The sequence below is a fragment of the Pantoea sp. C2G6 genome, assembly GCF_051336815.1.
In the GTDB taxonomy this organism is placed as follows: domain Bacteria; phylum Pseudomonadota; class Gammaproteobacteria; order Enterobacterales; family Enterobacteriaceae; genus Pantoea.
This window is the reverse complement of record NZ_JBGMNJ010000001.1, coordinates 128509-153962: the sequence shown is the minus strand read 5'-3', so window position 1 is coordinate 153962 and position 25454 is coordinate 128509. Positions and strand designations below refer to the sequence as shown.

At 58.6% G+C, this 25454-nt stretch carries 26 protein-coding genes, 1 pseudogene and 1 riboswitch; of the genes and pseudogenes, 12 read left to right on the top strand and 15 right to left on the bottom strand.

What is annotated here, in order from left to right:
* Nucleotides 1-56: 56 nt before the first annotated feature.
* Nucleotides 57-1706 carry a DUF2813 domain-containing protein gene (locus ACCW71_RS00730; protein WP_436368951.1) on the bottom strand — a complete coding sequence of 550 codons (1650 nt, stop codon included), beginning with the start codon at nucleotides 1704-1706 and terminating at the stop codon, nucleotides 57-59.
* A 133-nt stretch (nucleotides 1707-1839) separates the two neighbouring features.
* Between ACCW71_RS00730 and ACCW71_RS00725 the strand changes: the two genes are divergently transcribed.
* The 3 genes and pseudogenes from ACCW71_RS00725 to ltaE all read left to right on the top strand — a co-directional run.
* The gene (locus ACCW71_RS00725) at nucleotides 1840-2739 is read left to right on the top strand and encodes a lysine exporter LysO family protein (protein ID WP_436368950.1); all 900 of its coding nucleotides are present in this window, start codon (nucleotides 1840-1842) and stop codon (nucleotides 2737-2739) included.
* Nucleotides 2740-2870: 131 nt separating this feature from the next.
* Nucleotides 2871-4592 carry a ubiquinone-dependent pyruvate dehydrogenase gene (gene poxB / locus ACCW71_RS00720; RefSeq protein ID WP_436368949.1) on the top strand — a complete coding sequence of 574 codons (1722 nt, stop codon included), beginning with the start codon at nucleotides 2871-2873 and terminating at the stop codon, nucleotides 4590-4592.
* A gap of 115 nt (nucleotides 4593-4707) precedes the next feature.
* Nucleotides 4708-4759: riboswitch (Fluoride riboswitch) on the top strand.
* Nucleotides 4730-5665: pseudogene (gene ltaE, locus ACCW71_RS00715) on the top strand (low-specificity L-threonine aldolase); the annotation flags it as partial. (Overlaps the previous riboswitch by 30 nt.)
* 4 nt (nucleotides 5666-5669) lie before the next feature.
* Here the strand turns inward: ltaE and ACCW71_RS00710 are convergent.
* The gene (locus tag ACCW71_RS00710) at nucleotides 5670-6494 is read right to left on the bottom strand and encodes an N-acetylmuramoyl-L-alanine amidase (RefSeq protein WP_436368948.1); all 825 of its coding nucleotides are present in this window, start codon (nucleotides 6492-6494) and stop codon (nucleotides 5670-5672) included.
* Complete coding sequence (locus ACCW71_RS00705; protein ID WP_436368947.1) at nucleotides 6491-6811, bottom strand: heavy metal-binding domain-containing protein; 321 nt, start codon at nucleotides 6809-6811, stop codon at nucleotides 6491-6493. Before ACCW71_RS00705 ends, ACCW71_RS00710 begins: the two co-directional genes overlap by 4 nt.
* Nucleotides 6812-6917: 106 nt before the next feature.
* Between ACCW71_RS00705 and ACCW71_RS00700 the strand changes: the two genes are divergently transcribed.
* The 6 genes from ACCW71_RS00700 (at nucleotide 6918) to ACCW71_RS00675 (ending at nucleotide 11392) form a co-directional block, all read left to right on the top strand.
* A complete protein-coding gene (locus ACCW71_RS00700) occupies nucleotides 6918-7457 on the top strand; it encodes a lipoprotein (protein WP_436368946.1) in 540 nt (179 codons plus the stop codon).
* Between the two features lie 213 nt (nucleotides 7458-7670).
* Nucleotides 7671-8399, top strand: coding sequence for an arginine ABC transporter ATP-binding protein ArtP (gene artP / locus ACCW71_RS00695; RefSeq protein ID WP_436368945.1), 729 nt, complete (start codon nucleotides 7671-7673; stop codon nucleotides 8397-8399).
* A gap of 15 nt (nucleotides 8400-8414) precedes the next feature.
* Nucleotides 8415-9146: an arginine ABC transporter substrate-binding protein gene (gene artJ, locus ACCW71_RS00690; protein ID WP_436368944.1), complete on the top strand. Its 732-nt coding sequence runs from the start codon at nucleotides 8415-8417 to the stop codon at nucleotides 9144-9146.
* 6 nt (nucleotides 9147-9152) lie between these two features.
* On the top strand, nucleotides 9153-9869 hold the full coding sequence (artQ, locus tag ACCW71_RS00685) for an arginine ABC transporter permease ArtQ (RefSeq protein WP_436368942.1): 717 nt from the start codon (nucleotides 9153-9155) through the stop codon (nucleotides 9867-9869).
* Nucleotides 9869-10537: an arginine ABC transporter permease ArtM gene (artM, locus tag ACCW71_RS00680; protein WP_436368941.1), complete on the top strand. Its 669-nt coding sequence runs from the start codon at nucleotides 9869-9871 to the stop codon at nucleotides 10535-10537. Before artQ ends, artM begins: the two co-directional genes overlap by 1 nt.
* A 123-nt stretch (nucleotides 10538-10660) precedes the next feature.
* Nucleotides 10661-11392, top strand: a complete 732-nt coding sequence (locus ACCW71_RS00675) for an arginine ABC transporter substrate-binding protein (protein WP_436368940.1) — start codon at nucleotides 10661-10663, stop codon at nucleotides 11390-11392.
* A gap of 22 nt (nucleotides 11393-11414) precedes the next feature.
* Here the strand turns inward: ACCW71_RS00675 and rlmC are convergent, their stop codons facing one another.
* From rlmC to ACCW71_RS00625, 10 genes are all read right to left on the bottom strand, one after another.
* Nucleotides 11415-12554: a 23S rRNA (uracil(747)-C(5))-methyltransferase RlmC gene (gene rlmC / locus ACCW71_RS00670; RefSeq protein WP_436368938.1), complete on the bottom strand. Its 1140-nt coding sequence runs from the start codon at nucleotides 12552-12554 to the stop codon at nucleotides 11415-11417.
* Nucleotides 12555-12598: 44 nt separating this feature from the next.
* Nucleotides 12599-13066, bottom strand: a complete 468-nt coding sequence (locus ACCW71_RS00665; RefSeq protein ID WP_436368936.1) for a YbjO family protein — start codon at nucleotides 13064-13066, stop codon at nucleotides 12599-12601.
* A gap of 74 nt (nucleotides 13067-13140) precedes the next feature.
* Nucleotides 13141-13986 (bottom strand): putrescine ABC transporter permease PotI, encoded by an 846-nt coding sequence (gene potI, locus ACCW71_RS00660; RefSeq protein WP_436368935.1) that lies wholly within the window; start codon nucleotides 13984-13986, stop codon nucleotides 13141-13143.
* Nucleotides 13983-14945, bottom strand: coding sequence for a putrescine ABC transporter permease PotH (gene potH, locus ACCW71_RS00655; protein ID WP_436368934.1), 963 nt, complete (start codon nucleotides 14943-14945; stop codon nucleotides 13983-13985). Before potH ends, potI begins: the two co-directional genes overlap by 4 nt.
* Before the next feature lie 9 nt (nucleotides 14946-14954).
* The gene (gene potG / locus ACCW71_RS00650; RefSeq protein ID WP_436368933.1) at nucleotides 14955-16088 is read right to left on the bottom strand and encodes a putrescine ABC transporter ATP-binding subunit PotG; all 1134 of its coding nucleotides are present in this window, start codon (nucleotides 16086-16088) and stop codon (nucleotides 14955-14957) included.
* Nucleotides 16089-16210: 122 nt separating this feature from the next.
* Entirely contained in the window at nucleotides 16211-17320 is a 1110-nt protein-coding gene (potF, locus tag ACCW71_RS00645; protein WP_436368931.1) for a spermidine/putrescine ABC transporter substrate-binding protein PotF, read from the bottom strand.
* 384 nt (nucleotides 17321-17704) lie between these two features.
* On the bottom strand, nucleotides 17705-18184 hold the full coding sequence (locus ACCW71_RS00640; RefSeq protein ID WP_436368930.1) for a YbjN domain-containing protein: 480 nt from the start codon (nucleotides 18182-18184) through the stop codon (nucleotides 17705-17707).
* Nucleotides 18185-18271: 87 nt separating this feature from the next.
* Complete coding sequence (gene rimK / locus ACCW71_RS00635) at nucleotides 18272-19174, bottom strand: 30S ribosomal protein S6--L-glutamate ligase (RefSeq protein ID WP_436368928.1); 903 nt, start codon at nucleotides 19172-19174, stop codon at nucleotides 18272-18274.
* A gap of 21 nt (nucleotides 19175-19195) precedes the next feature.
* Nucleotides 19196-19918 carry an oxygen-insensitive NADPH nitroreductase gene (gene nfsA / locus ACCW71_RS00630; protein ID WP_436368926.1) on the bottom strand — a complete coding sequence of 241 codons (723 nt, stop codon included), beginning with the start codon at nucleotides 19916-19918 and terminating at the stop codon, nucleotides 19196-19198.
* 16 nt (nucleotides 19919-19934) lie between these two features.
* The gene (locus ACCW71_RS00625; protein ID WP_436368925.1) at nucleotides 19935-20186 is read right to left on the bottom strand and encodes a DUF1418 family protein; all 252 of its coding nucleotides are present in this window, start codon (nucleotides 20184-20186) and stop codon (nucleotides 19935-19937) included.
* Between the two features lie 252 nt (nucleotides 20187-20438).
* Between ACCW71_RS00625 and ACCW71_RS00620 the strand changes: the two genes are divergently transcribed.
* Nucleotides 20439-20702, top strand: coding sequence for a GrxA family glutaredoxin (locus tag ACCW71_RS00620; protein ID WP_436368924.1), 264 nt, complete (start codon nucleotides 20439-20441; stop codon nucleotides 20700-20702).
* 89 nt (nucleotides 20703-20791) lie between these two features.
* On the opposite strand, the gene ybjM is transcribed toward ACCW71_RS00620, so the two are convergent.
* Nucleotides 20792-21157 carry an inner membrane protein YbjM gene (gene ybjM / locus ACCW71_RS00615; protein ID WP_436368922.1) on the bottom strand — a complete coding sequence of 122 codons (366 nt, stop codon included), beginning with the start codon at nucleotides 21155-21157 and terminating at the stop codon, nucleotides 20792-20794.
* Nucleotides 21158-21415: 258 nt separating this feature from the next.
* On the opposite strand from ybjM, the gene ACCW71_RS00610 reads away from it, so the two are divergent.
* Both ACCW71_RS00610 and ybjG read left to right on the top strand, forming a co-directional pair.
* Nucleotides 21416-23104, top strand: coding sequence for an aspartate:alanine antiporter (locus ACCW71_RS00610; protein WP_436368921.1), 1689 nt, complete (start codon nucleotides 21416-21418; stop codon nucleotides 23102-23104).
* A gap of 367 nt (nucleotides 23105-23471) precedes the next feature.
* Complete coding sequence (gene ybjG, locus ACCW71_RS00605) at nucleotides 23472-24077, top strand: undecaprenyl-diphosphate phosphatase (RefSeq protein ID WP_436368919.1); 606 nt, start codon at nucleotides 23472-23474, stop codon at nucleotides 24075-24077.
* Between the two features lie 140 nt (nucleotides 24078-24217).
* Here the strand turns inward: ybjG and ACCW71_RS00600 are convergent, their stop codons facing one another.
* Complete coding sequence (locus tag ACCW71_RS00600) at nucleotides 24218-25420, bottom strand: serine hydrolase (RefSeq protein WP_436368918.1); 1203 nt, start codon at nucleotides 25418-25420, stop codon at nucleotides 24218-24220.
* Nucleotides 25421-25454 lie beyond the last annotated feature (34 nt).

Here is a 25454-nt window from a genome sequence, read left to right as displayed (position 1 = left end):
CACTCGCTCTAAAATGCCAGCCAGCCGCGCTGGCATTTTCTTTATTTTCACTCACCTCAATCGGCCTGACCCTGCGCCAGCCCGATGACGCAGACGAACATCTGCTGAATCAGCGCCGGTATGGCATCCGGCCCGCGTTCCGCAGCGGAAGCCGCCACCGCGATCGCCAGTTCAGGCTTCGAACTCTGGTGAATCGCTTTGGTAATAATACGCCTGGCACCCATAGGCACGTTTAACGGCAGGTGCGCCGCGCGGTGATAAACATCCTGGAAACCGTGCTGGTAGAGAAAATTCTCCATATCCAGCGCCGGTAACTGCGTCAGATAGCGCGCCTCCGCCTCATCCGGTGAGAGCTGACTGCGGGTAGTCGCGGCATATTTATTGCCCGCCTGGTCGCCATCGGTCAGCACATGCCAGGCAATCCCCATTCGCCGGGCGAACTTAATCAGCGGCTTCAGGCCTGACTGGGCAAATTCGATCACCTTTACCCCTTCGGCGGCAAAGTTATAGCCGCACTGCTGCGCCAGTTCGTTCATGATCCAGACTTCAGTTTCCCCTTCCACCAGCAGCCAGCAACGGGCAAACAGCGCCGCAGGCCGGTTGACCCGAATATGAAAACCGATGCGGCGACTCTCTTCCGCACTCAGCCCCTCCGGCCCGATGCGCCAGGCCGCCACGCGCGACGCTTCCCGCACCAGACGGCAGACGCTCTCCAGCGGCACCTGCGACAGCAGCTCGCCAGAATTGGTGGTGGCGATTTTTTGCAGCGGCAACAGCCGCAGCAGGTTCCAGGCTACTGACAGCATGATCGGATGCAGGCGGGTTTCGGGATCTTCAATCAGCAACAGCGGCCGGGCGTCAGAGGCCAGCGGGACGTCGCCCCGCGCCTCAATCAGCAGGGTAAACATCTGCAACAGGATCAGCTGACGGCTGCGGGAGTCGGTAGCGGCAATCAGCTGGTTCAGGTGATCCAGCGCCCGCCAACCCTCAATGCCATCGCGTATCTGAGGATCGCGCTGCCGCGCCTCCATGCTGGCATCCGGCGGCTGTACCAGAAAATAGTGCTGCATCAGCTGCTGCATGGTTTTTAATCCCTGGCGCAGCACCTCATCACTGAGCTGCTGTGGATGCCGTTCCAGATCGCGCGCCAGCCGTTCCATTCCCGCTAACAATTGAGGATGCAGGGCGGAGGCTGGCTCATCACGCCGCACCACAGGACGCGGCCGTTTACCGAAGCGCGCATCACGCAGTCGCAAAACCGGATAGCGCCGCAGCAAAAGATCGATCGCTGCCGCGCAGTTCTGCTCAGGCAAGCGCTGATAGCGCGCATCCACGAAGCCGCGGCGGGTATCGACGCCACGCTCATGCCGGGTCGCGCTGACGTGGTAGTAAAGACGCCGCTGCCCCTGCGCATCACGCTGCCAGAAAGGTGACAGCAGCGCATCCGGGTCGCTGCCAGTATCGCGAAAGTGAAAGATCACCGACAGCTGGCGCATCGGATCGCTGACATCGCCAGGGGTAAAGTGGAAATCAGCCTCGGTAAACACATAGGCGGGCTCCTGGGGCGACAGTAACAGGCTCAGCGCATCCAGCAGGCTGGATTTGCCCCAGGCGTTCTCACCAATCAGCAGATTGGTCTGGGTCAACGGCAGTGAGAGCTGGTTGATGCCGCGAAAACCGTGAATGTCGATATGTTCCAGAATCATAGGTTTCCATCCTTATGCTTACCGAAGCATGGTTGCCGCAAGCCAGCCGGTCAAGTTCATCTCATACAGGGTTTACTCCGCTACGCTTTTTCGCTAGCGTGTCGCCATTTCCCGCATGGATGACCTTGATGTTATGTACTCTGGACTTCTGATTATTCTGCTGCCGCTGATCGCCGGCTGGTTAATACCGTTACGAAAAACCGCTATCCAGCATCGGGTCAATCAGCTGCTGGGCTGGATGGTTTACGTCATTCTCTTCTTTATGGGCATCAGCCTGGCTTTTCTCGACAACCTCAGCAGCAACCTGCTTGCCGTCTTTCACACCGCGCTGGTGGCGGCGTTCTGCATTCTGCTGTGCAACCTGCTGGCGTTACGCGGGCTGGAAAAATATGCCCCGTGGCAGCATATGCATCGGCAGGAAAAACTGCCGTCGCGGCTGCATATGGCGCTGGATTCCCTGAAGCTGTGCGGCGTGGTGGTGCTCGGATTTCTGCTCGGCCTGACCCAGTGGTCGCTGCTGCATCACGCCTCCACCGCCAGTGAATATGCGCTGCTCTTCCTGCTGTTTCTGGTCGGCATTCAACTGCGCGGCAGCGGGATGACCCTGCGGCAGATCATCCTTAACCGGCGCGGCCTGCTGGTCGCCAGCGTGGTGCTGGTCAGCGCGCTGCTGGGCGGGATGATCGCGGCTCTGCTGCTGGGCGTGCCGCTGAAGACCGGCCTGGCGCTGGCCAGCGGCTTCGGCTGGTATTCCCTCTCTGGCATACTGATGACCGAAGCTTTTGGCCCGGTGATCGGCAGCGCCGCCTTCTTCAACGACCTGCTGCGTGAGCTGCTGGCGATCATGTTAATCCCGGCGCTGATTGGCCGTCACCGCTCCAGCGCGTTAGGCTTGTGCGGCGCGACGTCGATGGACTTTACCCTGCCGGTGCTACAGCGGGCGGGCGGCAATGAGATCGTCCCGGCCGCCATCGTGCATGGCTTTGTGATGAGCCTGTTGGCCCCGATTCTGATCGCCCTCTTCTCCGCCTGATCCCTGCCTGAGATGCGCTGGTGGTCGCCAGCGCATTTTTTCACGGCTGCTTTTCTGCCGTGTCGTCTACGCTTCTTTTTTGCGGTTCTGGTCACGTCACTCTGTATGGCGAGCTGAAAAAGGAGAAGAGCATGAAACAAACCGTGGCGGCGCTGGTCGCCAAAACGCTGGAAAGCGCGGGCGTAAAACGCATCTGGGGCGTCACCGGGGATTCACTGAACGGCCTGAGCGACAGTCTGAATCGCATGGGCACCATTGAATGGATGCCCACACGCCATGAAGAGGTGGCCGCCTTTGCAGCGGGCGCCGAGGCGCACATCAGCGGCGAGCTGGCGGTCTGCGCCGGCTCCTGCGGCCCTGGCAACTTACACCTGATTAACGGTCTGTTTGACTGTCACCGCAACCGGGTGCCGGTGCTGGCGATTGCCGCCCATATTCCCTCCAGCGAAATCGGCAGCAACTATTTTCAGGAGACCCATCCGCAGGAGCTGTTCCGCGAATGCAGCCACTACTGCGAACTGGTCTCTAATCCCGAGCAGCTGCCGCAGGTACTGGGTATCGCGATGCGTAAAGCAATCCTGAATCGCGGCGTTTCGGTGGTGGTACTGCCCGGAGATGTGGCGCTCCAGCTAGCCCCGGAAACCGCGACTGCCGCCTGGTATCCGCCGCAGCTGCCGCAGGTATTACCCCAGCCCGCCGAACTGACCCAGCTGGCGCAGACGCTGAATGAGGCCAGTAACATCACCCTGCTGTGCGGCAGCGGCTGTGCCGGGGCGCATGCGGAGGTGGTGGCGCTGGCGGAAGCGCTCAAAGCCCCGATCGTCCATGCGCTGCGCGGCAAAGAGCATATTGAATATGATAACCCGTACGATGTCGGCATGACCGGGCTGATCGGTTTCTCCTCTGGTTTCCACGCCATGATGAATGCCGAAACCCTGGTGTTGCTGGGCACCCAGTTCCCCTACCGCGCCTTCTACCCGGAAAAGGCCAGAATCATCCAGATCGACATCAATCCCGGCAGCCTGGGATCGCACTGTCACGTCGATCAGGCCTATGTCGGCGATGTGAAAACCACGCTCCAGGCGCTGCTGCCGCAGCTGACCAGCAAAAGCGATCGCCGCCACCTCGACAGCGCGGTTAAACACTATGGCGAAGCGCGAAAAAGTCTGGACGAGCTGGCACAGCCCAACGATAAGCAGCCGATCCACCCGCAATATCTGGCGCAGCAGATCAGCCATTACGCCAGCGATGAGGCTATCTTCACCTGTGATGTCGGCACCCCCACCGTCTGGGCGGCCCGCTACCTGAAGATGAACGGCAAGCGCCGCCTGCTCGGTTCGTTTAACCACGGTTCGATGGCGAACGCGATGCCCCAGGCGCTGGGCGCACAGGCGATCGACCGCAACCGCCAGGTGGTGGCGCTGTGTGGCGACGGCGGCTTCAGTATGCTGATGGGCGATTTTATCACGCTGGCGCAGCTGAAAATGCCAGTCAAGCTGGTGATCTTCAACAACAGCGTGCTGGGTTTTGTGGCGATGGAGATGAAAGCCGGTGGCTATCTCACCGATGGCACCGAGCTGGATAATCCCGATTTTGCCGCGATTGCCCAGGCCTGCGGCATTAAAGGCATCCGGGTGGAGAAGGCGTCGGAACTCAATGGCGCGCTGGAGCAGGCGTTTGCCCATGAGGGTCCGGTGCTGGTCGATGTGATCACCGCGAAAGAGGAGCTGGCGATGCCACCACAGATCAAAATGGAGCAGGCTAAAGGCTTCAGCCTCTACATGCTGCGCGCCATCATGAATGGCCGTGGCGATGAAGTGGTAGAACTGGCGAAAACCAACTGGCTGCGGTAAAACAGAGAGATCATCCAGGCGGGCGCGATGCCCGCCTTTTTTTTATCTTCCGCCACGTTCAGGAGCACAAGGTGATCGATTTACGCAGTGATACCGTGACCCGGCCCAGCGCCGCCATGCTAAACGCGATGATGTCCGCCGAAACCGGTGATGACGTCTACCGTGACGATCCCACCGTCAATGCCCTGGAGGCGGAAGCCGCACGGCTGAGCGGCAAAGCGGCGGCGCTGTTTTTCCCTACCGGCACCCAGGCGAACCTGGTGGCGCTGCTCAGCCACTGCGAACGCGGCGATGAATATATCGTTGGTCAGCAGGCGCACAACTACAAATATGAGGCGGGCGGTGCCGCGGTGCTGGGCAGTATTCAGCCGCAGCCGGTGCTGGCCGCCGACGACGGCACCCTGCCGCTCGACGTGGTGGCGGCCGCGATCAAGCCTGACGATATTCACTTTGCCCGTACCCGCCTGCTGAGCCTGGAGAATACCCATCACGGTAAAGTGCTGCCGATGGACTATCTGGAACAGGCCTGGCAGTTCACCCGCGAACGCCAGCTGGCGCTGCATATCGATGGCGCACGAATTTTCAACGCGGTGGTGGCGCAGCAGACCACGCTGGCGGCGATCGCCCGCTACTGCGACACCCTGACCATCTGTCTGTCAAAAGGTCTCGGCACGCCGGTCGGTTCGCTGCTGTGTGGCGACGCGGCGCTGATCGAACGGGCGCGCCGCTGGCGTAAAATGACCGGCGGCGGCATGCGCCAGGCGGGTATTCTGGCGGCGGCCGGACTCTATGCGCTGGAACATAATGTGGCGCGGTTGCAGCAGGATCATGATAACGCCGCCTGGCTGGGAGAGCAGTTGCAGGCGCTGGGCGTCAGCGTCCTCGACCAGCAGACCAACATGCTGTTTGTCGGGGTGCCGGAAGCCCAGGTTAAAGCGCTGGGCGACTGGATGAAGGCCAACGGCGTGTTAATCAGCGCGGGAACCCGCACCCGGCTGGTGACGCATCTTGATGCCGATCGTGCGGCGCTGGAGCAGGTTGTCGCCCTCTGGCGCACCTTCCTGCAACGGTAGTTCCCTACTGCGCCGCGCCATATTTATCCAGCAGCGCGGCCGCTATCGCGGCGGTTTCAGCATCCGCCTCGCCCCGGTAATCCGCTGGCCGGAAATGCATCTGAAACGCCGCGATCACCCTCTGCTGCTGGCGCGCGCTCATCTCCGCCGTCACCGGATAGCCGTAGCGGGCTAACTTATCCAGCACCACCGCTGGCGCTACCCTGGCGTGCGGATCCTGTCCGGCTAAATAGAAGGCTACCCGCCGGGCGTCCGGCCAGGCTCCGAGGCCGCGCGCTGCCAGCTGCTGCCACGGGAACAGCGGTCCGGGATCCTGCTTGCGCTGTGGCGCAATATCGCTGTGGCCGACGATGTTCTCTGGTGGAATGCTGTAACGCCGGGAAATATCCCGCAGCAGCGCCTCCAGCACGGCGATCTGCCCGGCGGTAAAGGGCTGCCATTCCCGGCCGGTCAGGGTTGTGCGATAACCGCGGTTTACCAGCTCAATCCCAATCGAGGTGTCATTGATACGGCTGGCACCGCGCCAGAAACTGGGTCCGGCGTGCCAGGCAAGCTGCTGCTCCGGCACCAGTTGCCAGATCACCCCTTTTCCGCCGCGCTGAGGCGGCTGGCGCGGGATCAGATAGTGGGCGCTGACATCCCGATCGGTCAGGGTCGCCAGCGAAGAGGGGAAGTCTTCGGCGGTGTAGTGCACCACAATCACCTTCACCCGCGGCCGTGCGCCCTGGGCGGGATGCCGCAGATCGGCCCAGTAACCGTCACGGGACTCTATCCCGGAGTGGCAGCCCGCCAGCAGCAGGGCCAGCATCAGCAGCAGACCCGGTTTCAACGAACAATCACCGCGGTGCCGGTGACGCTGACCATCAGCATACTGCTCTCTTTACCAACCGTTTCATAATCGATGTCGATCCCGACCACGGCGTTAGCGCCCAGCGCTTTCGCCTGCTCTTCCAGCTCTTTAAAGGCGATCTCACGCGCTTTGCGCAGCTCTTTCTCATAGGCACCGGAGCGGCCGCCGACGATGTCGCGAATGCCGGCGAAGAAATCACGGAAAATATTCGCCCCGAGAATCGCTTCCCCGGTGACGACGCCGCAATATTCGCTGATGCTGTGACCTTCCAGCGTTGGGGTAGTGGAAAATTTCATGCTGTTCTCCTTGTTGAAAAGCGGGCTAAGGCTCTTTCGACTAAAAAGCAAAGCTATACTCTATGCTAAAAAGGGCACCTTGCCAGAGAACCTTAAGGAAATCGAGATGAGAAACAATGCGTTTGCGCTAATGATCCCAGCGGCCCTGCTGCTCAGCGCCTGTACCACCGTTGAGCCAGTGATTAAGGACAATGGCCCGCGTACCGCACCCTGCATTGAAGGTGGCCCGGACCAGGTGGCCCAGCAGTTCTACGATCTGCGGGTCGAACGCCCGACCCAGGGCCTGCCTGACAGCACGACTCTGGCTAAATACCGTCCTTATCTGAGCGATGCGCTTTATCACGCCTTACAGGCGGCCAGCGGCAGCAATGCGGGCGCACAGTGGCGCAATGGCGATCTCTTCTCCAGTCTGGCACAGGGTCCAACCGCCGCCAGCGTCGCCGACGCCTCCACTATTCCGAACCGCGATGCGCGTAACATTCCGCTGCGGGTCGATCTCAGCCGCGACAACAAACAGTGGCAGGATGAAGTGCTGATGATCCATCAGGGCAGCTGCTGGGTGGTGGATGATGTGCGCTACATGGGCAACCCGGTCCATGCCGAAGGGGGCAGCCTGAGCCAGATGCTGGAAAAAACCAAAAAATAAGCGAACCGTGAAACGGTGAGGCTGAGCGCGGTGTCCCTGACGCCGCGCTTTTTTATTGCCGACGCCGGGCCGGACGGACGTCCGAAAGTGCATGATAATCTGCTAAACTTCCGCTGTTTCCCCTTTGTTTTACAAATTTTAACCCACCTTAATTGCATAACTATTCTGGTGACGTTAAAATCCGCGACACTAATAGCTATTCAAATCTGGCGCATGAGTATTCAACTTAACGCAATAAACTGCTTCTACGGTGCTCATCAGGCGCTGTTCGACATCAACCTGGAATGTCCGCAAGGGGAAACCCTGGTGCTGCTGGGTCCCAGCGGCGCGGGCAAGAGTTCGCTGCTGCGGGTGCTTAATCTGCTGGAACAGCCCCGCTCTGGTCAGTTGCAGATTGCCGGTAACCGGTTCGACTTCAGCCAGAAGCCCGCTGATGCCGCGATTCGCGAACTGCGTCAGAACGTGGGAATGGTGTTCCAGCAATATAATCTCTGGCCGCACCTCACCGTGTTGCAGAATCTGACTGAAGCGCCCTGCCGGGTGCTGGGGCTCAGCAAAAGCGACGCGCGCGCCCGGGCCGACAAGCTGCTCGACCGGCTGCGTCTGACCCCCTACAGCGATCGCTATCCGCTGCACCTCTCTGGCGGTCAGCAGCAGCGTGTGGCGATTGCGCGCGCCCTGATGATGGAGCCGCAGGTACTGCTGTTCGATGAGCCGACCGCCGCACTCGACCCGGAAATCACCGCTCAGATTGTCACTATTATTCGTGAGCTGGCCCAGACCCGGATTACCCAGGTGATCGTAACGCACGAAGTGGAAGTGGCGCGTAAAACCGCCAGTCGCGTGGTCTACATGGAGAACGGTCACATTGTGGAACAGGGTGATGCCAGCCACTTTACACAGCCGCAAACCGAGGCGTTTGCCCACTATCTTTCGCACTAAGTCAGGATGCTAAAAATGAAAAAAATGGTACTTGCTGCACTGCTTGCTGGTTTTAGCCTGAGCGCGACCGCAGCGCAGACGATTCGTTTTGCCACCGAAGCCTCATACCCGCCATTTGAGTTCGTCGATGCTGACAACAAAATCCAGGGCTTTGATGTCGATCTGGCCAACGCGCTGTGTAAAGAGATTGACGCCACCTGCACCTTCACCAATCAGGCGTTTGACAGCCTGATCCCCAGCCTGAAATTCCGTCGCTTTGATGCGGTGATGGCGGGCATGGACATCACGCCAGAGCGTGAGAAACAGGTGCTGTTCACCAAACCTTACTACGACAACTCCGCGCTGTTTGTGGCGCAGAAAGGCAAAGTCGCCAGCGTTGAGGCGCTGAAAGGCAAGCGGGTCGGCGTGCAGAACGGCACCACCCATCAGAAATACCTGACTGACAAACACGCTGAGATCACCACCGTACCTTACGACAGCTATCAGAACGCGGTGCTGGATCTGAAAAATGGCCGTATCGACGCGGTGTTTGGCGACAGCGCCGTGGTCAATGAGTGGCTGAAGAAGAACGCGACTCTGGCACCGGTAGGGGAAAAAGTCACGGACAAAGCCTACTTTGGTACTGGCCTGGGCATCGCGGTGCGCACCGGTAACACCGAGCTGCAAAGCAAATTCAACAGCGCGCTGGATAAGATCAAAGCAGACGGAACCTACAAAACCCTCTACAGCAAATGGTTTCCGCAGTAATTTCCGATGAATGACATGATCCCACTCGCAAGCGCCGCCGGCATGACCGTCGGCCTTGCTGTCTGTGCCCTGATCGCCGGCCTGGTGCTGGCGATGATTTTCGCTGGCTGGGAGTCGCTGCGCCTGAAACCGCTGGCGTGGGTCGGCACCGGCCTGGTGACGCTGATCCGCGGCCTGCCTGAAATTCTGGTGGTGCTGTTTATCTATTTTGGCGCGTCTCAGCTGCTGCTCACCCTCTCCGATGGCTTCACGCTTAACTTCGGGCTGTTTCAGCTGCCGGTTCAGGTGCAGATTGAGAACTTCGACGTCAGTCCTTTCCTGTGCGGGGTGATTGCGCTGGCGATGCTCTACGCCGCCTATGCCTCGCAGACGCTGCGCGGCGCGCTGAAAGCGGTGCCGGTCGGCCAGTGGGAATCGGGTCAGGCGCTCGGCATGAAAAAATCGGCCATTTTTCTGCGGCTGATCATGCCGCAGATGTGGCGTCACGCCCTGCCCGGCCTCGGCAACCAGTGGCTGGTGCTGCTGAAAGATACCGCGCTGGTCTCGCTGATCAGCGTCAATGACCTGATGCTGCAAACCAAAAGCATCGCGACCCGTACCCAGCAGCCGTTTACCTGGTTCCTGGTGGCGGCCGCGATCTACTTAGTCATTACGCTGTTCAGCCAGGCGGTGTTGCGCCGCATTGAGCTGCGCACTACCCGCTTTGAACGGGGGAACAGCTAATGCTGGCTTATCTGCCCGAACTTCTGAAAGGACTGCACACCAGCCTGACGCTGACGGCGGCGTCACTGGCGGTGGCACTGCTGCTCGCGCTGCTGTTCACCGTGATACTCTCCCTGAAGACCCCGGTTTTTAATCCGCTGGTCAAAGGCTTTATCACGCTGTTTACCGGTACGCCGCTGCTGGTGCAGATCTTCCTGATCTACTACGGACCGGGACAGTTCCCCGCGATCCAGCAGATCCCCTGGCTATGGCACCTGCTGTCGCAGCCGTGGCTGTGCGCGATGCTGGCGCTGTCGCTGAACAGCGCGGCGTATACCACGCAGCTCTTTTATGGGGCGGTGCGCGCCATTCCTTCGGGCCAGTGGCAATCCTGCGCCGCGCTGGGGATGAGTCGCAAAGATACCCTGCGCATCCTGCTGCCTTATGCATTTAAGCGCGCCCTCTCCTCCTACTCAAACGAAGTGGTGCTGGTGTTTAAAGGCACCTCGCTGGCCTACACCATTACGCTGATGGAAGTGATGGGCCACGGTCAGCTGCTCTATGGGCGTACCTATGACGTCACGGTCTATGCCGCAGCCGGTCTGGTCTATCTCTGCGTCAACGGCGTGCTGACGCTGATGATGCGACTGATTGAGAAGCGTGCGCTGGCCTTTGAGCGGCGCAACTGACATCCGGGCGAGGCCTCTCGCCCTTACCGCCTGAAAAATCAAATTTATTGCATAAAAATGCATTATCTGGCAGGGTAATCCCCTCTCAGAGTGATCGCCCTGCCGGGTTACAGGAGTCGTAGAATGAAAAAATGGATTATTGCCGCCACGCTGGCCTCGCTGGCACTCAGCGCCGAGGCCGCGGATAAGATTCGCTTCGCCGCGTCAGCCACCTATCCCCCTTTTGAATCGCTGGATCGGGAAAACAACCTGGTGGGGTTTGACATCGATCTGGCAAAAGCACTCTGCCAGCAGATGAAGGCGGAGTGTACCTTTACCAACAATGCCTTCGACAGCCTGATCCCCTCGCTGAAGTTCCGCCGCTACGATGCGGTGATTTCCGGCATGGATATTACCGCTGAGCGCAGCAAGCAGGTTGATTTTACCCAGCCCTACTACGCCAACTCCGCCATTGTGATCGCCCCGAAAGGCAGATTCAGCAGCTTTGCTGATCTGAAGGAAAAACGCATCGGCGTCGAAAACGGCACCACCCATCAGAAATATCTCCAGGATGAGCACCCGGAAGTGAAAGTGGTGGCGTATGACAGCTACCAGAATGCGATTCTGGATATGAAGAATGGCCGGCTGGATGGGGTATTTGGTGACAGCGCGGTGGTCAATCAGTGGCTCAAGACCAATCCCAACCTCGCCACGGTGGGTGAGCATGTCACCGATCCCGACTATTTCGGCACCGGCCTCGGGATTGCCGTACGTAAAGGGAATACGGCGCTGCGCGATCGCTTTAATCAGGCGTTGACCGAACTGAAAGCCAACGGCAGCTGGCAGCAGCTTAACCAGAAGTGGTTCCCGGAATAACCACAGCGCCACTGTCGCGTTTTCAGCTCTCCGGTGGCTGACGACGGGTTAACAGCGTCAGCACCTCAAAATGGGCGGTGTGGGGAAACATATCGAACAGCTGCACCTTCGTGACCTCATAGGCGCTCAGTCGGGCCAGATCCTGCGCCATGGTCTGGGGGTTACAGCTTGAATAGAGCAGGTAATCCGGGGCCATCTGGCTGAGATAGTCACACAGTGCCTCACCAATGCCGCGGCGCGGCGGATTAACCAGCACCAGCTGCGGCACGGCGTCTCGTCCGGTGGCAAAGTCGGTGGAATCCAGCGCGGCAAACTGCACCTTCTCCAGCCCTAACATCTCAGCGGAACGTTGGGCGCAGCGGATCGCCTCGGCACTGATCTCAATGCCGGTCAGCTGCATCTCCGCGGTGGCGCAGTGCAGACCAAAACCGCCCACGCCGCAGAAGAGATCCCACATGCTGCTGACCGGCAGCGCCCGCACCCAGTCACGCGCCGTGGCATAGAGCGCGCTGGCAACCTGCGGGTTGGTCTGAAAGAAACTCTGTGGACGGATCCACAGTGGCACGCCGTTGAAGTTCTCCGCCAGCGCCTGGTCGGGCGTCAGGGCAATCTCCTCTTCCCCCTCCAGAATGGCCATGTGCACCGGCTGAATATTGGCAGAGATCACCGCCAGTTGCGGCAACTGCTGTTGCAGCCACGGTAATGCCGCACGCAACTGCGCCAGTTTGGCGGTTGAGCGCAGCACGAAACGCAGCATGATCCCGCCCTGCTGACTTTCGGTAATCAGCAGAAATTTCAGCTCGCCGCGTTTGCGCGCCACGTTATAGGGTGTCAGTCCGGCACGGGCGATAAAGGGCTTCAGCGCAGCGAAAACCGGCTGGAAGCTGGCGGGATAGAGCGGGCAGGCGCAGAGATCGACCGCCTCACCGTCACGCTGGATCAAGCCCAGTACCGGCCGCTCAACGCTGCCGCTGACCACCATTTTCGCCTTATTACGAAACGCCTGCTGCGGCGACGTAACCGGCGGCAGCCACGCGGCCACCGGCCGATCGGCCAGTAACTGCTCCAGCTGTGCCTGTTTGTCGGTCAGCTGTGTCGGATAGGGTTTTTCCAGCCACTGACAGGAGCGGCAACGGTTAGCGTCATAAAGCGCGCAGTGCATGGTAAAGCCTTAACGGTGGAGAGGTCGGGCGGAGCGCGATTGTATCATCGCTTTCTGAAAAATGCGCGGCTGCTGGCCGGCAGGAACAGCAGCACCACCACCAGCAGATCAGGCAGCTTCTGCGTCAGGGTGTGGTGGATAATCTGGTTGTTATTCTCGCCATCGATGCTGAAAATCTCGGGGTAGATCCAGCCTAACGAGGCCACCAGCATATAGCCCAGTACCACCACCTGGGTCGCCACATAGCCCCAGCGCCCGCGGTTGCTGCCGCGCATCAGGGTAAAGGCGCAGCGCAGCTCAAACAGGAAGATCAGCTGGCTGGCGATAAAGATGAAGGTGGAGTCCCAGGCCTGGGCGCTGCGATGGACAAAGTTGGCAATTTCGCTGTAGCCCAGCTCATTCGCCAGCATCACCACGCTCAGGCAGCGGGTGGCGATAATGGCAATGCCCGCTATGGTCACCGGAACCGGCGCTTCCGACAGTGTGGCACTGCTTTTAAAGATTTCTGACATGGTCCGTGGCTCCGCCTGATCGAAAACGGGCCGGTAAGACCAGCCCGCTCTTATAGTGGCAAAGGTTACGGATTTCAGCCACGTTTAGCTTTCTGAATATCGCTTAAACGCTGCTTTTCTTCGTGTGCCATCACCCGCCAGGCGATAAAACCGACTAAACCGACCACAAACAGGATCAGCGAAGCCAGCGCGTTAATCTCCGGGTTCACCCCGCGTCGCACGGTGGCGAAGATCGCCATCGGCAAAGTGGTTGCACCGGGACCGGTGACAAAGCTGGAGATCACCAGGTCGTCGAGCGACAGGGTAAACGCCAGCAGCCAGCCGGTCACGATCGCGGGTGCAATCATCGGCACGGTGATCACAAAGAAGACCTTCAGCGGCGTCGCGCCTAAGTCCATCGCCGCCTCTTCGATTGAGCGGTCCAGCTCCCGCAGCCGGGAGTTGATCACCACCGCCACATAGGCGGTACAGAAGGTGACGTGAGCCAGCCAGATGGTCAGCATGCCGCGCTCGCTCGGCCAGCCAAAGGCGTTGCCCATCGCCACAAACAGCAGCAGCAGCGACAGGCCGGTGATCACGTCAGGCATCACCAGCGGTGCGGTCAGCATAAAGGCAAAGCCGTTGTGCCCGCGAAAGCGACCAAATCGCACGATGATTACCGCCGCCAGCGTGCCCAGCACCACCGCCATGGTCGCCGCCAGCGCCGCGATAGTCAGGCTCAGCAGCACCGCGTCGATCATCGCGCTATCCTGGAACAGCACCCTGTACCAGTGAAACGAGAAGCTCTCCCACACCGTGACCAGCTGCGAGCGGTTAAAGGAGTAGACCACCAGCAGCAGCATCGGCGCATAGAGAAACAGAAAGCAGCAGACCAGAATAGCGGTCCGCCAGGGTGAGCGAATGGTTGGCAGATTATTCACGCCTTCTCTCCCATTTCACGGTTTTGATGCTTATGGAACCAGATGATCGGCAGGATCAGGATCAGCAGAATGATCACCGCCAGCGCCGAGGCCACCGGCCAGTCACGGTTATTAAAGAACTCCTGCCACAGAATACGGCCAATCATGATGCTGTCCGGGCCGCCCAGCAGTTCCGGGATCACGTACTCCCCCACCGCCGGGATAAACACCAGCATCGAACCGGCGATAATGCCGCCTTTGGTCAGCGGCACGATCACGCTGAAAAAGGTCTTGAGCGGACGCGCGCCGAGGTCCAGCGAGGCTTCCACCAGCGAATAGTCGATACGGGTCAGCGCGGTGTAGATCGGCAGCACCATAAACGGCAGATAGCAGTAGACGATACCGATATAGACGGCGGTGTTGGTGTAGAGGATCACCAGCGGATGGTCGATTACCCCCAGCCAGAGCAGGAACCGGTTCAGAATACCGTTGTTGTTGAGCAGCCCCATCCAGGCGTAGACCCGCACCAGAAACGAGGTCCAGGACGGCAGGATCACCAGCAGCAGCAGAATGGTGCGCATCGACGGCTTGCTGTGCGCCACCGCCCAGGCGAGCGGATAGCCAATCAGCAGACAGATTACCGTCGAGATCGCCGCCACTTTCAGCGATTGCAGATAGGCGTCGATGTAAAGCGGATCGTCGGTCAGCGTCAGGTAGTTACCGAGATTGAGCACAATGCTGAACTGATCATCCGCCCAGCTCACCAGCTCGGTGTAAGGGGGGATCGCCCGGGCAATGTCGGCGAAGCTGATCTTCAGCACCGTCAGAAACGGCAGCAGGAAGAACAGCACCAGCCAGAGATAAGGCAAGGCGATCACCAGCTTGCGGCCATGCTGCATTTTTACCCGCGTGGCCCAGCGTTGCAGCGGCGTGCCGACCAGTCGGGCGGGCGCTTTGGCGCGTTGGAAAATCTGGCTCATGGCCGCTCCTTAAACCGTCAACACCACGCAGCTGTCGCTTTCCCAGCAGAGGCGAACTTCGTCACCCCAGGTCGGCAACCCTTTGCGGTAGCGATGCGCGTTTTGCAACTGTGCGCTGATCATCTGTCCGCTGTGCAGACGGACATGGAAGATAGAGAGGTCGCCGAGATAGGCGATGTGGACCACTTCGCCCACCGCAAAGTTGCAGCCATCGGCGGGCACTTCATCACACAGCATCACCTTTTCCGGGCGCAGCGCGACATGAACCGGGACGTTATCCACCACCGAGACATCGGAATCGACCTTCAGCGGATGCCGCAGGCCGGGGCTGTCGATCACCAGGCCATCCGGCTGCCGTTCACGCAGTAAGCCTTCGAAGACGTTGACCGAGCCGATAAACTCGGCGCTGTAGCGGCTGGTGGGATGCTCGTAGATCTCCTCCGGCTCGCCAATCTGCACGAACTTGCCGCGATTCATAATCGCGATACGGCCCGCCATGGTCATCGCCTCTTCCTGGTCGTGCGTCACCATCACGCAGGTTGCCCCGACGCGCTCCAGAATATCGACCACCTCCAGCTGCATCCGGTCGCGCAGCTTCTTATCCAGCGCCCCCATCGGCTCATCCAGCAGCAGCAGCTTTGGCCGTTTCGCCAGGCTGCGCGCCAGCGCCACACGCTGACGCTGACCACCGGAGAGCTGATGCGGTTTGCGCTTTGCAAACTCCTGCATATGCACCAGCGCCAGCATCTCTGCCACCCGGCTGGTGATCTCCCCTTTCGGCAGCCGATCCTGCTTCAGACCAAAGGCGATATTCTGCTCCACCGTCATATGCGGAAACAGCGCGTAGGATTGAAACATCATGTTGATCGGACGCTGGTAGGGGGCAACGTGCGACAGATCCTGACCATCCAGCACAATCTGACCGCTGGTGGGTGGCTCAAAACCGGCCAGCATGCGCAGCAGCGTTGATTTGCCACAGCCCGACGCGCCCAGCAGAGCGAAAATCTCACCTTTGTAAATGGTCAGGCTGACATCATCCACGGCGTGCTGGCCGTCAAAGGATTTGGTCAGATTGCGGATCTCCAGCAGCGGCGTTAACGCTTTTGCGGTCTTATTTTGAGGACGGGGAATGGCATCGTTCACAAACGTATCTCTCCGGGGCCAGGCGGAACAGTGCGGCAGATTCCGCCGCTAAAATGGCACAACAGAGGCCGACACTGCACCTCTGTTGCTGCTGCGTGACAGGTCAATCCGTTCGGGACGAATTACTTACCACTTTTTACTTTAGTCCATGCGCGGGTACGCACACGATCCAGTTTAGGATCCTGCACTTTCAGCACGAACAGTTTCGACATCGCTTCCGGCGTCGGGAAGATGCCAGGGTTGTTGCGAACGTCAGCGTTAATCAGCGGCAGCGACGCTTTGTTGCCGTTGGCGTAGTTCATCTTATTGGAGACATCCGCAATCACTTTCGGGTCCATGATGTAGTTCAGCCAGGCGTAAGCGCCGTCGAGGTTTTTCGCATCTTTCGGGATCGCCATCATATCGAAGAAGGCCAGCGCGCCCTCTTTCGGTACGCTGTAGCCAAGATGCACGCCGTTTTTCGCGGCATCGGCGCGGTTTTTCGCCTGCAAAATGTCACCCGACCAGCCGATCGCCACGCAGATGTTGCCGTTGGCGAGATCGTTAATGTACTGCGAGGAGTGGAAGTAGCGGATATTCGGACGCAGCTTCAGCAGCAGGTCGGTCGCCGCACCGGAGTAATCTTTGGCATCAGAGCTGTTTGGATCTTTGCCGAGATAGTTAAGCACCGTGGCGAAGATCTCCTCTGGCGCATCCAGGAAGGAAACGCCACAGCTTTTCAGCTTCTCCAGGTTTTCCGGCTTCATCACCAGATCCCAGCTGTTGACCGGTGCGTCCGCGCCCAGCGCCGCTTTCACCTTGTCGATGTTATAGCCGATGCCGGTGGTGCCCCACAGGTAAGGGATCGCATATTTGTTGCCCGGATCGTGCTGCGCCACTTTCTCCATCAGCGCCGGATCGAGGTTTTTGTAATTCGGCAGCTTGCTCTTATCCAGCGGCTGAAACACCCCGGATTGCAGCTGCCGCGCCAGGAAGCTGGAAGATGGCACCACCACGTCGTAGCCGGTGCTGCCCGCCATCAGTTTGCCCTCCAGCACTTCGTTGGAGTCAAACACGTCATAGACCACTTTGATGCCGGACTGCTTTTCAAAATTCGGCACGGTGTCCGGCGAAATATAATCGGACCAGTTGTAGACGTGCAGCGTTTTATCTTCCGCCACGCTGCTGGCCGACGCGGCCATCAGCACACCAGCCACCACAGCTGACAACCATTTCTGACGTGAGTTGAACATGTTTTCCATCCTCCTGAGCGGGTCATTACAACGCTGCAAACCAGTGATCCCTGCATTGCGTTCTGGGAAAAAATCAGTGACACAATGAATCATTATTCAGCGGGAGTTTAATAGCAAAAACCTATAGCTGTGGCGTAGTTACGCGCCCGCCACAGCCCCGCAAGCATAGCCCCCCGGCTCAGGCTTCACCAGACCCCAGCGTAAAAAACGCCTGAAACCGATATTTTATGCATGTTTAAGCTATGAGGTTCGGCTTTGATGGCATAAACCACGACAAATATCTGGCGTTAAAGGGCAAAGTGCAGAATAAAAAATTATCGCGGCGGGGAACGGCGGGCATAAAAAAGCCGTCGCAAGGACGGCTTTATTTGTGCCCGGCAGAGATTAATGCAGCACGGAGTGCACGCTGGCTACCGGCACGTGCTCTTCTTCTTCGCCAACAATCAGCAGATTATTGGCAAAGGCTTCGAGGATCACCATCGAGATCTGCTCTTCGCTCTGCTTCATAAAGTGCGAGAACTGTCCGAAGGTTAAACCGGCGGTAGTCATCATCGACTGGCAGACAATCAGCTTCGGCAGATTATCATCCTGAATGTCGATAAAGGCTTTAACCGTCAGCGAACTGGCGTTAATCTGCGACAAATCGCCAACCAGCGGGATCAGCGCCGTCGGCTTCACTTCAGCCAGCGCCGAAAACAGAATAACGTTGTCGACCAGATCGATTTTAGCGTCAAACACCCCATCGAAGTTTTGCATGTGCGGCAGATGAAGTGCCTGACAGGCATCGCATTCGAACCAGGTGATATTTTGCTGATCCAGCCAGCGACGCAGCAGGTCGATATCCGGAACGACAAGAGAATCCATCGTAAAATCCCAGTGGGGTGATAAACAGGCGACTTAGCTTACGGAAAAATGGGCGGCGATGCCACGAAAACTGCTGAAAAGCGCGTGTCAGCCAGCGGTTTTAGGACGGAGCCCGGGGATCGCCTGCTGCTCAATCCGCGCGATCATCAACGCCGCGATGTCGAGGCCGCTGGTGGTTTCAATGCCTTCCAGACCGGGTGAGGCGTTAACTTCCATCACCAGCGGGCCGCGATCGGCGCGCAGAATATCGACCCCCGCCACCTCCAGACCCAGCGTGGCCGCCGCCTGCACCGCTATCTGCCGCTCCAGCTCGCTGATCACCACCGGACGGGCATGGCCACCACGATGCAGGTTCGAGCGGAAATCGCCCTCTTTCGCCACCCGCTCAATGGCGGCAACCACCTGATCGCCAATCACCAGACAGCGAATGTCGCGTCCCTGCGCCTCTTTGATAAACTCCTGCACCAGAATATGGGCGTTCAGGCCGCGAAAGGCGTCGATCACGCTCTCCGCCGCCTGGCGCGTTTCCGCCAGCACCACCCCGATGCCCTGCGTCCCTTCCACCAGCTTAACCACCAGCGGCGCGCCGCCGACCATCGCAATCAGGTCGGCCGTATCGTCCGGCGAGGAGGCAAAACCGGTCACCGGCATGTCGATGCCTTCCCGTGCCAGCAGTTGCAGCGAGCGCAGTTTGTCCCGGGTGCGGGTAATGGCGGCCGATTCATTCAGCGGATAGCTGCCGCACATCTCAAACTGGCGCAGCACCGCCGTACCGTAAAAGGTGATGGCGGTGCCGATGCGCGGAATCACCGCGTCGAAATGGCCCAGCGGTTCGCCGCAGTAGTGCACCAGCGGCGAGGCGGGGTTGATATTCATATAGCAGGAGAGCGGATCGATAATCTGCACCTGATGACCGCGCGCTTCCGCCGCTTCCCGCAGTCGCCGACTGGAGTAGAGCGTCTCATCGCACGACAGGATGGCTATCTTCATCTTCTGCTCTCCGCGGTCAGCTTAGCGTGTTGCCCAGCCCTGCTGATGCAGATAATCCAGCATAAACGGGCGCGTCTCTTTGATGATCAGCCGCTGAATCAGCTCGCTCCAGGTTTCGCTACGCTGGTTGCTGTCACGCTGCTGATAATAGAGTTCAGTGCGGCTATCGTACTCAGCCAGCACTGCCGGATCCAGCGGGTGATAGCGGTTTTCATGCACCAGCATCGCGTGCGGCATACGCGGTTTCACATCCGGTTTTGACTCCGGGTGGCCCAGGCAAAAACCAAACAGCGGCAGCACAAATTTTGGCAGACCCAGCAGCTCCGTCACTTCGGCGATGCTGTTACGGATGCCACCAATAAACACGCCGCCCAGCTCCAGCGATTCCGCGGCAATCATGGCATTCTGCGCCATCAGCGCGGTATCGACACAGCCGAGCAGCAGCTGCTCAGCCCGGCCCAGCTGGGCGTCAGGACAGATTTGCAGGTGACGATTAAAATCGGCGCAGAAGACCCAGAACTCAGGGGCATCAGCGACCCATGTCTGGCCGCCGGTCAGCGTTACCAGCTGGTCGCGCAGCGCTTTATCGGTGATACGCACAATAGAGGAGCACTGTAAAAAACTGGATGTGGAGGCCGATTGCGCCGCTGTGATAATCGCTTCACGCTGGGCCTCACTGACCGGCTGGTCGGTAAAGGCGCGGATTGAGCGGTGGCTGCACAGTAAATCGATGGTCGGTGTCATAAAGTCTCCAGCAATATTATCTTTTTTTATCGGTGTGATTAAACAGCTGCGGCGCGATCGCCTGCGCGGTGCGCCACATCATCAGCCAGGCAGCGGGCAGCATCAACAGAACGCCGCCGATAAACAGCACGGTCGCCAGGGTTCTGACCTCCGTCTGCGCGGGCAGCGGCAGCCAGTGGTTGATCAGCAGCAGCGCGCCGAGGATCAACAGACCGCCGATCGCCTCTGCCACCACCACCAGCCGGGGCAAGCGGGCTACACTCTGCATCGCATTCTCCTGCCTTTGTGGATGTTGAGCGTCAATTATGGTCAACAACCTGAAAATTGCTCATTGTGGCCAGCCCACCGCGCAAAAAACGGCCAATTGCGGCGCGCGTGGCGGCGTCAGCCATAGCGAGCGGGTATCAGACTAACAGGCAAATCCTGCTTTCCTTAAGCGATATGAGCGGGCATCATGGTCGCCATTCTCTGTTTTATTGTGTGATACCCGTCACACAATAGCCGCCGCAAGGAGTTCTCAATGATTGCTGTTATTTTTGGTCGCCCGGGCTGCCCTTACTGTGTTCGTGCCCATGAGCTGGCAGACAAACTGACCGCTGAGCGCGATGATTTTAGCTATCAGTATGTCGATATTCAGGCCGAAGGGATCACCAAAGCCGATCTGGAAGCCAGCGCCGGTAAACCGGTTTCGACCGTGCCGCAGATTTTCGTGGACGAAAAACATATCGGTGGCTACACCGAGTTCGCCGCCTGGACCAAAGAGAATCTGGGCTTTATGGCCTGAGTGCCGAAAGCCAGAATGACAAAGGCGAGACAGGGTCACCTGTCTCGCCTTTTTGCTGTCTGAACCGGCGGCGCACCGCCTGGCTCAGCTCAATTCAGTGAGGTCATCACGATCTGCATTAACCGCACCAGCAACGCGCCGCAGCCGGTCCAGAAGATGGCGCTGAGGCTCCAGGCGATCATAAACAAGCCGTTGTCGTGAACAAACAGGTGGCTGTTTAACAGCAGCACCGCCAGCAGCGTGCCCCACAACGCCATCAGAAACGTGCTTTTCAACGGGCTTTCCGTTTCACACAGCGCCATGACGATACCGGGTATCATAAACAGCAGCAGTTCAGGCTGACCGCGAAGCGGACCCGGGCCGACCTGCCAGAAATAATGGGTAAAGAGAAAAACCAGACTATACAGCACCACGCCGCACAGGCGGCTAGTCCAGAGATAAGAACGATGCAGCATATCACCCCACTGATTAACACTTACCAAGACAAAACTCGCTGAAAACCCTGCTGCATTCAGGTGGAAATAAAAAGAAACAGTTCGTTGTGGCAACGAATGAAATCAGCCTGGTGGCTGAGGAAGATTTTTCTGATTAGAATAGCCGCCGCTGCAAGGTTCCATTTACAGTGTTAATTAAACAGTACCCCAACGGCTTGCTCACGATAGCGAAAAACAGGCCACTCTTCAACAGCTTACATGTAAACAAGAAGTTAAACAGTGAATATTAACGTCGCAGGATTGTTAAGTGGAAACGACATTTTGTTATTATTTGTCGTTTTGGCGCTTGGGCTCTGTCTGGGGAAGCTCCGTCTCGGCTCCGTTCAGCTGGGAAATTCGATTGGCGTATTAGTGGTTTCGCTGTTATTAGGCCAGCAGCATTTTACGATTAATACGGATGCATTGAGCCTGGGCTTTATGCTGTTTATTTTTTGTGTCGGCGTCGAAGCCGGCCCTAACTTTTTTTCCATCTTCTTTCGCGACGGTAAAAACTATTTCATGCTCGCCATTGTGATGGTGGTCAGCGCGCTGATGCTGGCGCTGGGGCTGGGCAAACTCTTTGGCTGGGATATTGGCCTGACCGCGGGGATGCTGGCGGGATCGATGACCTCCACGCCGGTGCTGGTGGGCGCAGGCGATACGCTGCGGCAAAGCATCAGCGACGCTAAGCAGCTTGGCCTGATGCAGGATCAGCTAAGCCTGGGGTATGCCGTGACCTACCTGATCGGTCTGGTCAGCCTGATTTTCGCCGCGCGTTACCTGCCGCGGCTGCAACATCAGGATCTGCCGACCTCGGCGCAGCAGATCGCCCGTGAGCGGGGTCTCGACGCGGACAGCCAGCGTAAAGTCTTTTTACCGGTGATCCGCGCCTACCGCGTGGGCCCGGAGCTGGTGGCCTGGAGCGGCGGCAAAAACCTGCGTGAGCTGGGCATTTACCGTCAGACCGGCTGCTACATCGAACGCATCCGGCGCAACGGCATTCTCGCCAGCCCGGATGGCGATGCGGTGTTGCAGCTCGGCGATGATATTTCGCTGGTGGGCTACCCCGATGCACATGCGCGGCTCGATCCCAGCTTCCGCAACGGCAAAGAGGTATTTGACCGCGACCTGCTCGATATGCGCATCGTCACCGAAGAGATCGTGGTAAAAAACCATAACGCGGTTAACAAGCGCCTCAGCAAACTCAATCTGACCGATCACGGCTGCTTCCTCAACCGGGTGATACGCAGCCAGATTGAGATGCCGATCGACGACAGCATCATCCTGAACAAAGGTGACGTGCTCCAGGTGAGCGGCGAGGCGCGACGGGTTAAAAGCGTGGCGGATCGCATCGGCTTTATCGCGATTCACAGCCAGATGACCGATCTGCTGGCGTTCTGCGCGTTCTTTATTGTTGGCCTGATGATTGGTCTGATTACCTTTCAGTTCAGCAATTTCAGCTTCGGACTGGGTAACGCGGCGGGGCTGCTCTTCGCCGGGATCATGCTCGGCTTTCTGCGCGCCAACCATCCCACCTTTGGCTATATTCCGCAGGGCGCGCTCACTATGGTGAAAGAGTTTGGCCTGATGGTGTTTATGGCGGGCGTGGGATTAAGCGCGGGCAGCGGCATCAATCACGGTCTGAGCAGTGACGGGGTGCTGATGCTGCTGTGCGGTCTGCTGGTCAGCCTGGTGCCGGTGGTGATCTGCTACCTGTTTGGTGCCTATGTGCTGCGGATGAACCGCGCCCTGCTGTTCGGGGCGATCATGGGCGCACGCACCTGCGCACCGGCGATGGAGATTATCAGCGATACCGCGCGCAGTAATATCCCCGCGCTGGGCTATGCCGGCACCTATGCGATTGCCAACGTGCTGCTGACGCTGGCCGGTACGCTGATTGTGATTATCTGGCCGATTTTGCCCCTATAAAATTTTTTTGCTCACGTCCAGAACTTTTTGATCGGGGGGCAGTCATAATAAGTGCCACTGCTTTTCTTTGAAATCCCCAAATTGTGGAGCCCGCTGGTCTTTTTCCCGGCGGGTTTTTTTATGCCCTTTTTTCGCCCAGCTCTGTCACGTCGCGCCTGAATCCGCCTGCCACGCCTGATAAAAGTTAAACCGTAATACAACTCAGCGGCAAATTAAGAGCCTTTCTATAGACGCGCTGTGCGGCAAAAAGCAGGATGGTCAGTCTGTTAAGTTAGCGATTTGTGCTGACTGCCCTTTTTTACCGCCGGGGCTGGCTGTGCCGCCAGCCGTTAATGACCGGCCTGTTTGCAGAGGAATCCAGCCCGTAATGGAAGAGTTGAACCACTCACTGTTTATCGCCATCAATGCCACGCCAGCGTCACCCGCCTGGTTGCTGCAACTGGCCACCTTTATCGCTAAAGATCTGATTGCCATCGTTCCGCTGTTAATCGTCGCGATGTGGCTGTGGGGGCCGCGCCATCAGGTTACCTCCCAGCGGGTCCTGGTGCTGAAAACCGGCATGGCGCTGCTCTATGCGCTGGCGATCTCCTGGTCGGTGGGCCAGCTGTTTCCGCATCCCCGCCCTTTCGCTATCGGCCTCGGCTATCAGTTTCTGCATCATGCCGCAGATGACTCCTATCCCAGCGATCACGGCACCACGATTTTCACCTTTGCGCTGGCCTTTATCTTCTGGCACCGGCTCTGGTCCGGTGTGGTGTTAATGGTGGCCGGTTGCGCTATCGCCTGGTCGCGGGTCTACCTTGGCGTGCACTGGCCAATGGATATGCTGGGCGGTTTCCTGGTGGGGCTGCTCGGCTGTCTGGCGTCGCATCTGGCGTGGCAGTTTTATGGCGAGCGGATGCTGGCGGTGATCAATCCGCTCTATCGGGCGCTGTTTGCTTTACCGATTCGTAAAGGCTGGACGCAGAATTAAAAAAGGGACGCGATAGCGTCCCTTGGCGGGACGCTTTCCTCTTCTGCCCCGGTTCCCTGGGTGCTGAGCGAATCCGTTGCTGCCAGATTCTGATCTGGAAGCAGCACTCGTCTCAGGGACGCCTCAGCGTCCCTGCCCGCTTATGAAAACCACTTACCGAACCAGCCGTTAAACTTCATCATCACGAAGTCGATCATCCGGCTGAAGAAGCCGCCTTCCGGCACATCCTGTAACACCACCAGCGGCCGCTGTTCAATGGTTTTTCCATCCAGCTGGAAGTCGATGGTGCCCACCACCTGATTCTTTTTCAGCGGCGCTTCCAGCTGTGGCGTCGTCAGGGTAAAGCTCGCCTTGAGGTTCTTCATCTGCCCTTTCGGGATGGTCAGCGCGGCGTCTTTAGCCACACCCAGATTGACCTGACTCCGGTCGCCAAACCAGACCCGCTGCTGGGCAAAAGGCGCATCCGCTTTAATCGGCGTCACCGTCTCAAAGAAGCGGAAGCCCCAGGTCAGCAGTTTTTCACTTTCGCGAAAACGGATCGCGTCGCTGGTGGTGCCGAGCACCACCGAGATCAGCCGCATATCGCCTTCGGTCGCCGAGGCGACCAGGTTATTCCCCGCTCCCGAGGTGTGGCCGGTTTTCACCCCATCCACCTTGAGGTTGGTGCTCCACAGCAGACGGTTACGGTTAATCTGGCGAATCTTATTAAAGGTGAACTCTTTCTCTTTGTTCAGCGCGTACTCGTCAGGCACATCGCGGATCAGCGCCTGGGCAATCAGCGCCATATCGCGCGCGGTGCTGTACTGCCCTTCGGCATCCAGCCCGTGTACCGTCATAAAGTGGGTGTTCTGAAGCCCAAGCGCCTTCACGTAGTTATTCATCAGGCCGATAAACGAATCCTGACTGCCCGCCACATAGTCGGCCAGCGCGATACAGGCATCGTTACCGGACTGGATCACAATCCCTTTATTCAGCTCATGCACCGGAATGCGATCGCCAGGCTTGAGGAACATCAGCGAGGAGCCGCGCAGCTTAGGGTTGCCGGTTGCCCAGGCGTCCTGTCCGACGGTGACCAGATCGTCCGGTTTAATTTTGCCCGCTTTGATCGCCTGACCCACCACATAGCTGGTCATCATTTTGGTCAGACTGGCGGGATCGAGGCGCTGGTCGGCGCTGGATTCGGTCAGCACCTTACCGCTGGCGTAATCGATTAATATCCACGCTTTGGCGTCAATGCCTGGCGCGGCGGGGGCCTGTTCAGCGAACACGCTGACCGGGGCGAGAACAAGTAGTGAGGTAGCAGCGAAGAGCCGCAGGCGAGAAGCGAAGCGAGTGTTTGTCATGGGCTTGACCGGATTGTCCTTGTTAAATCGGAAT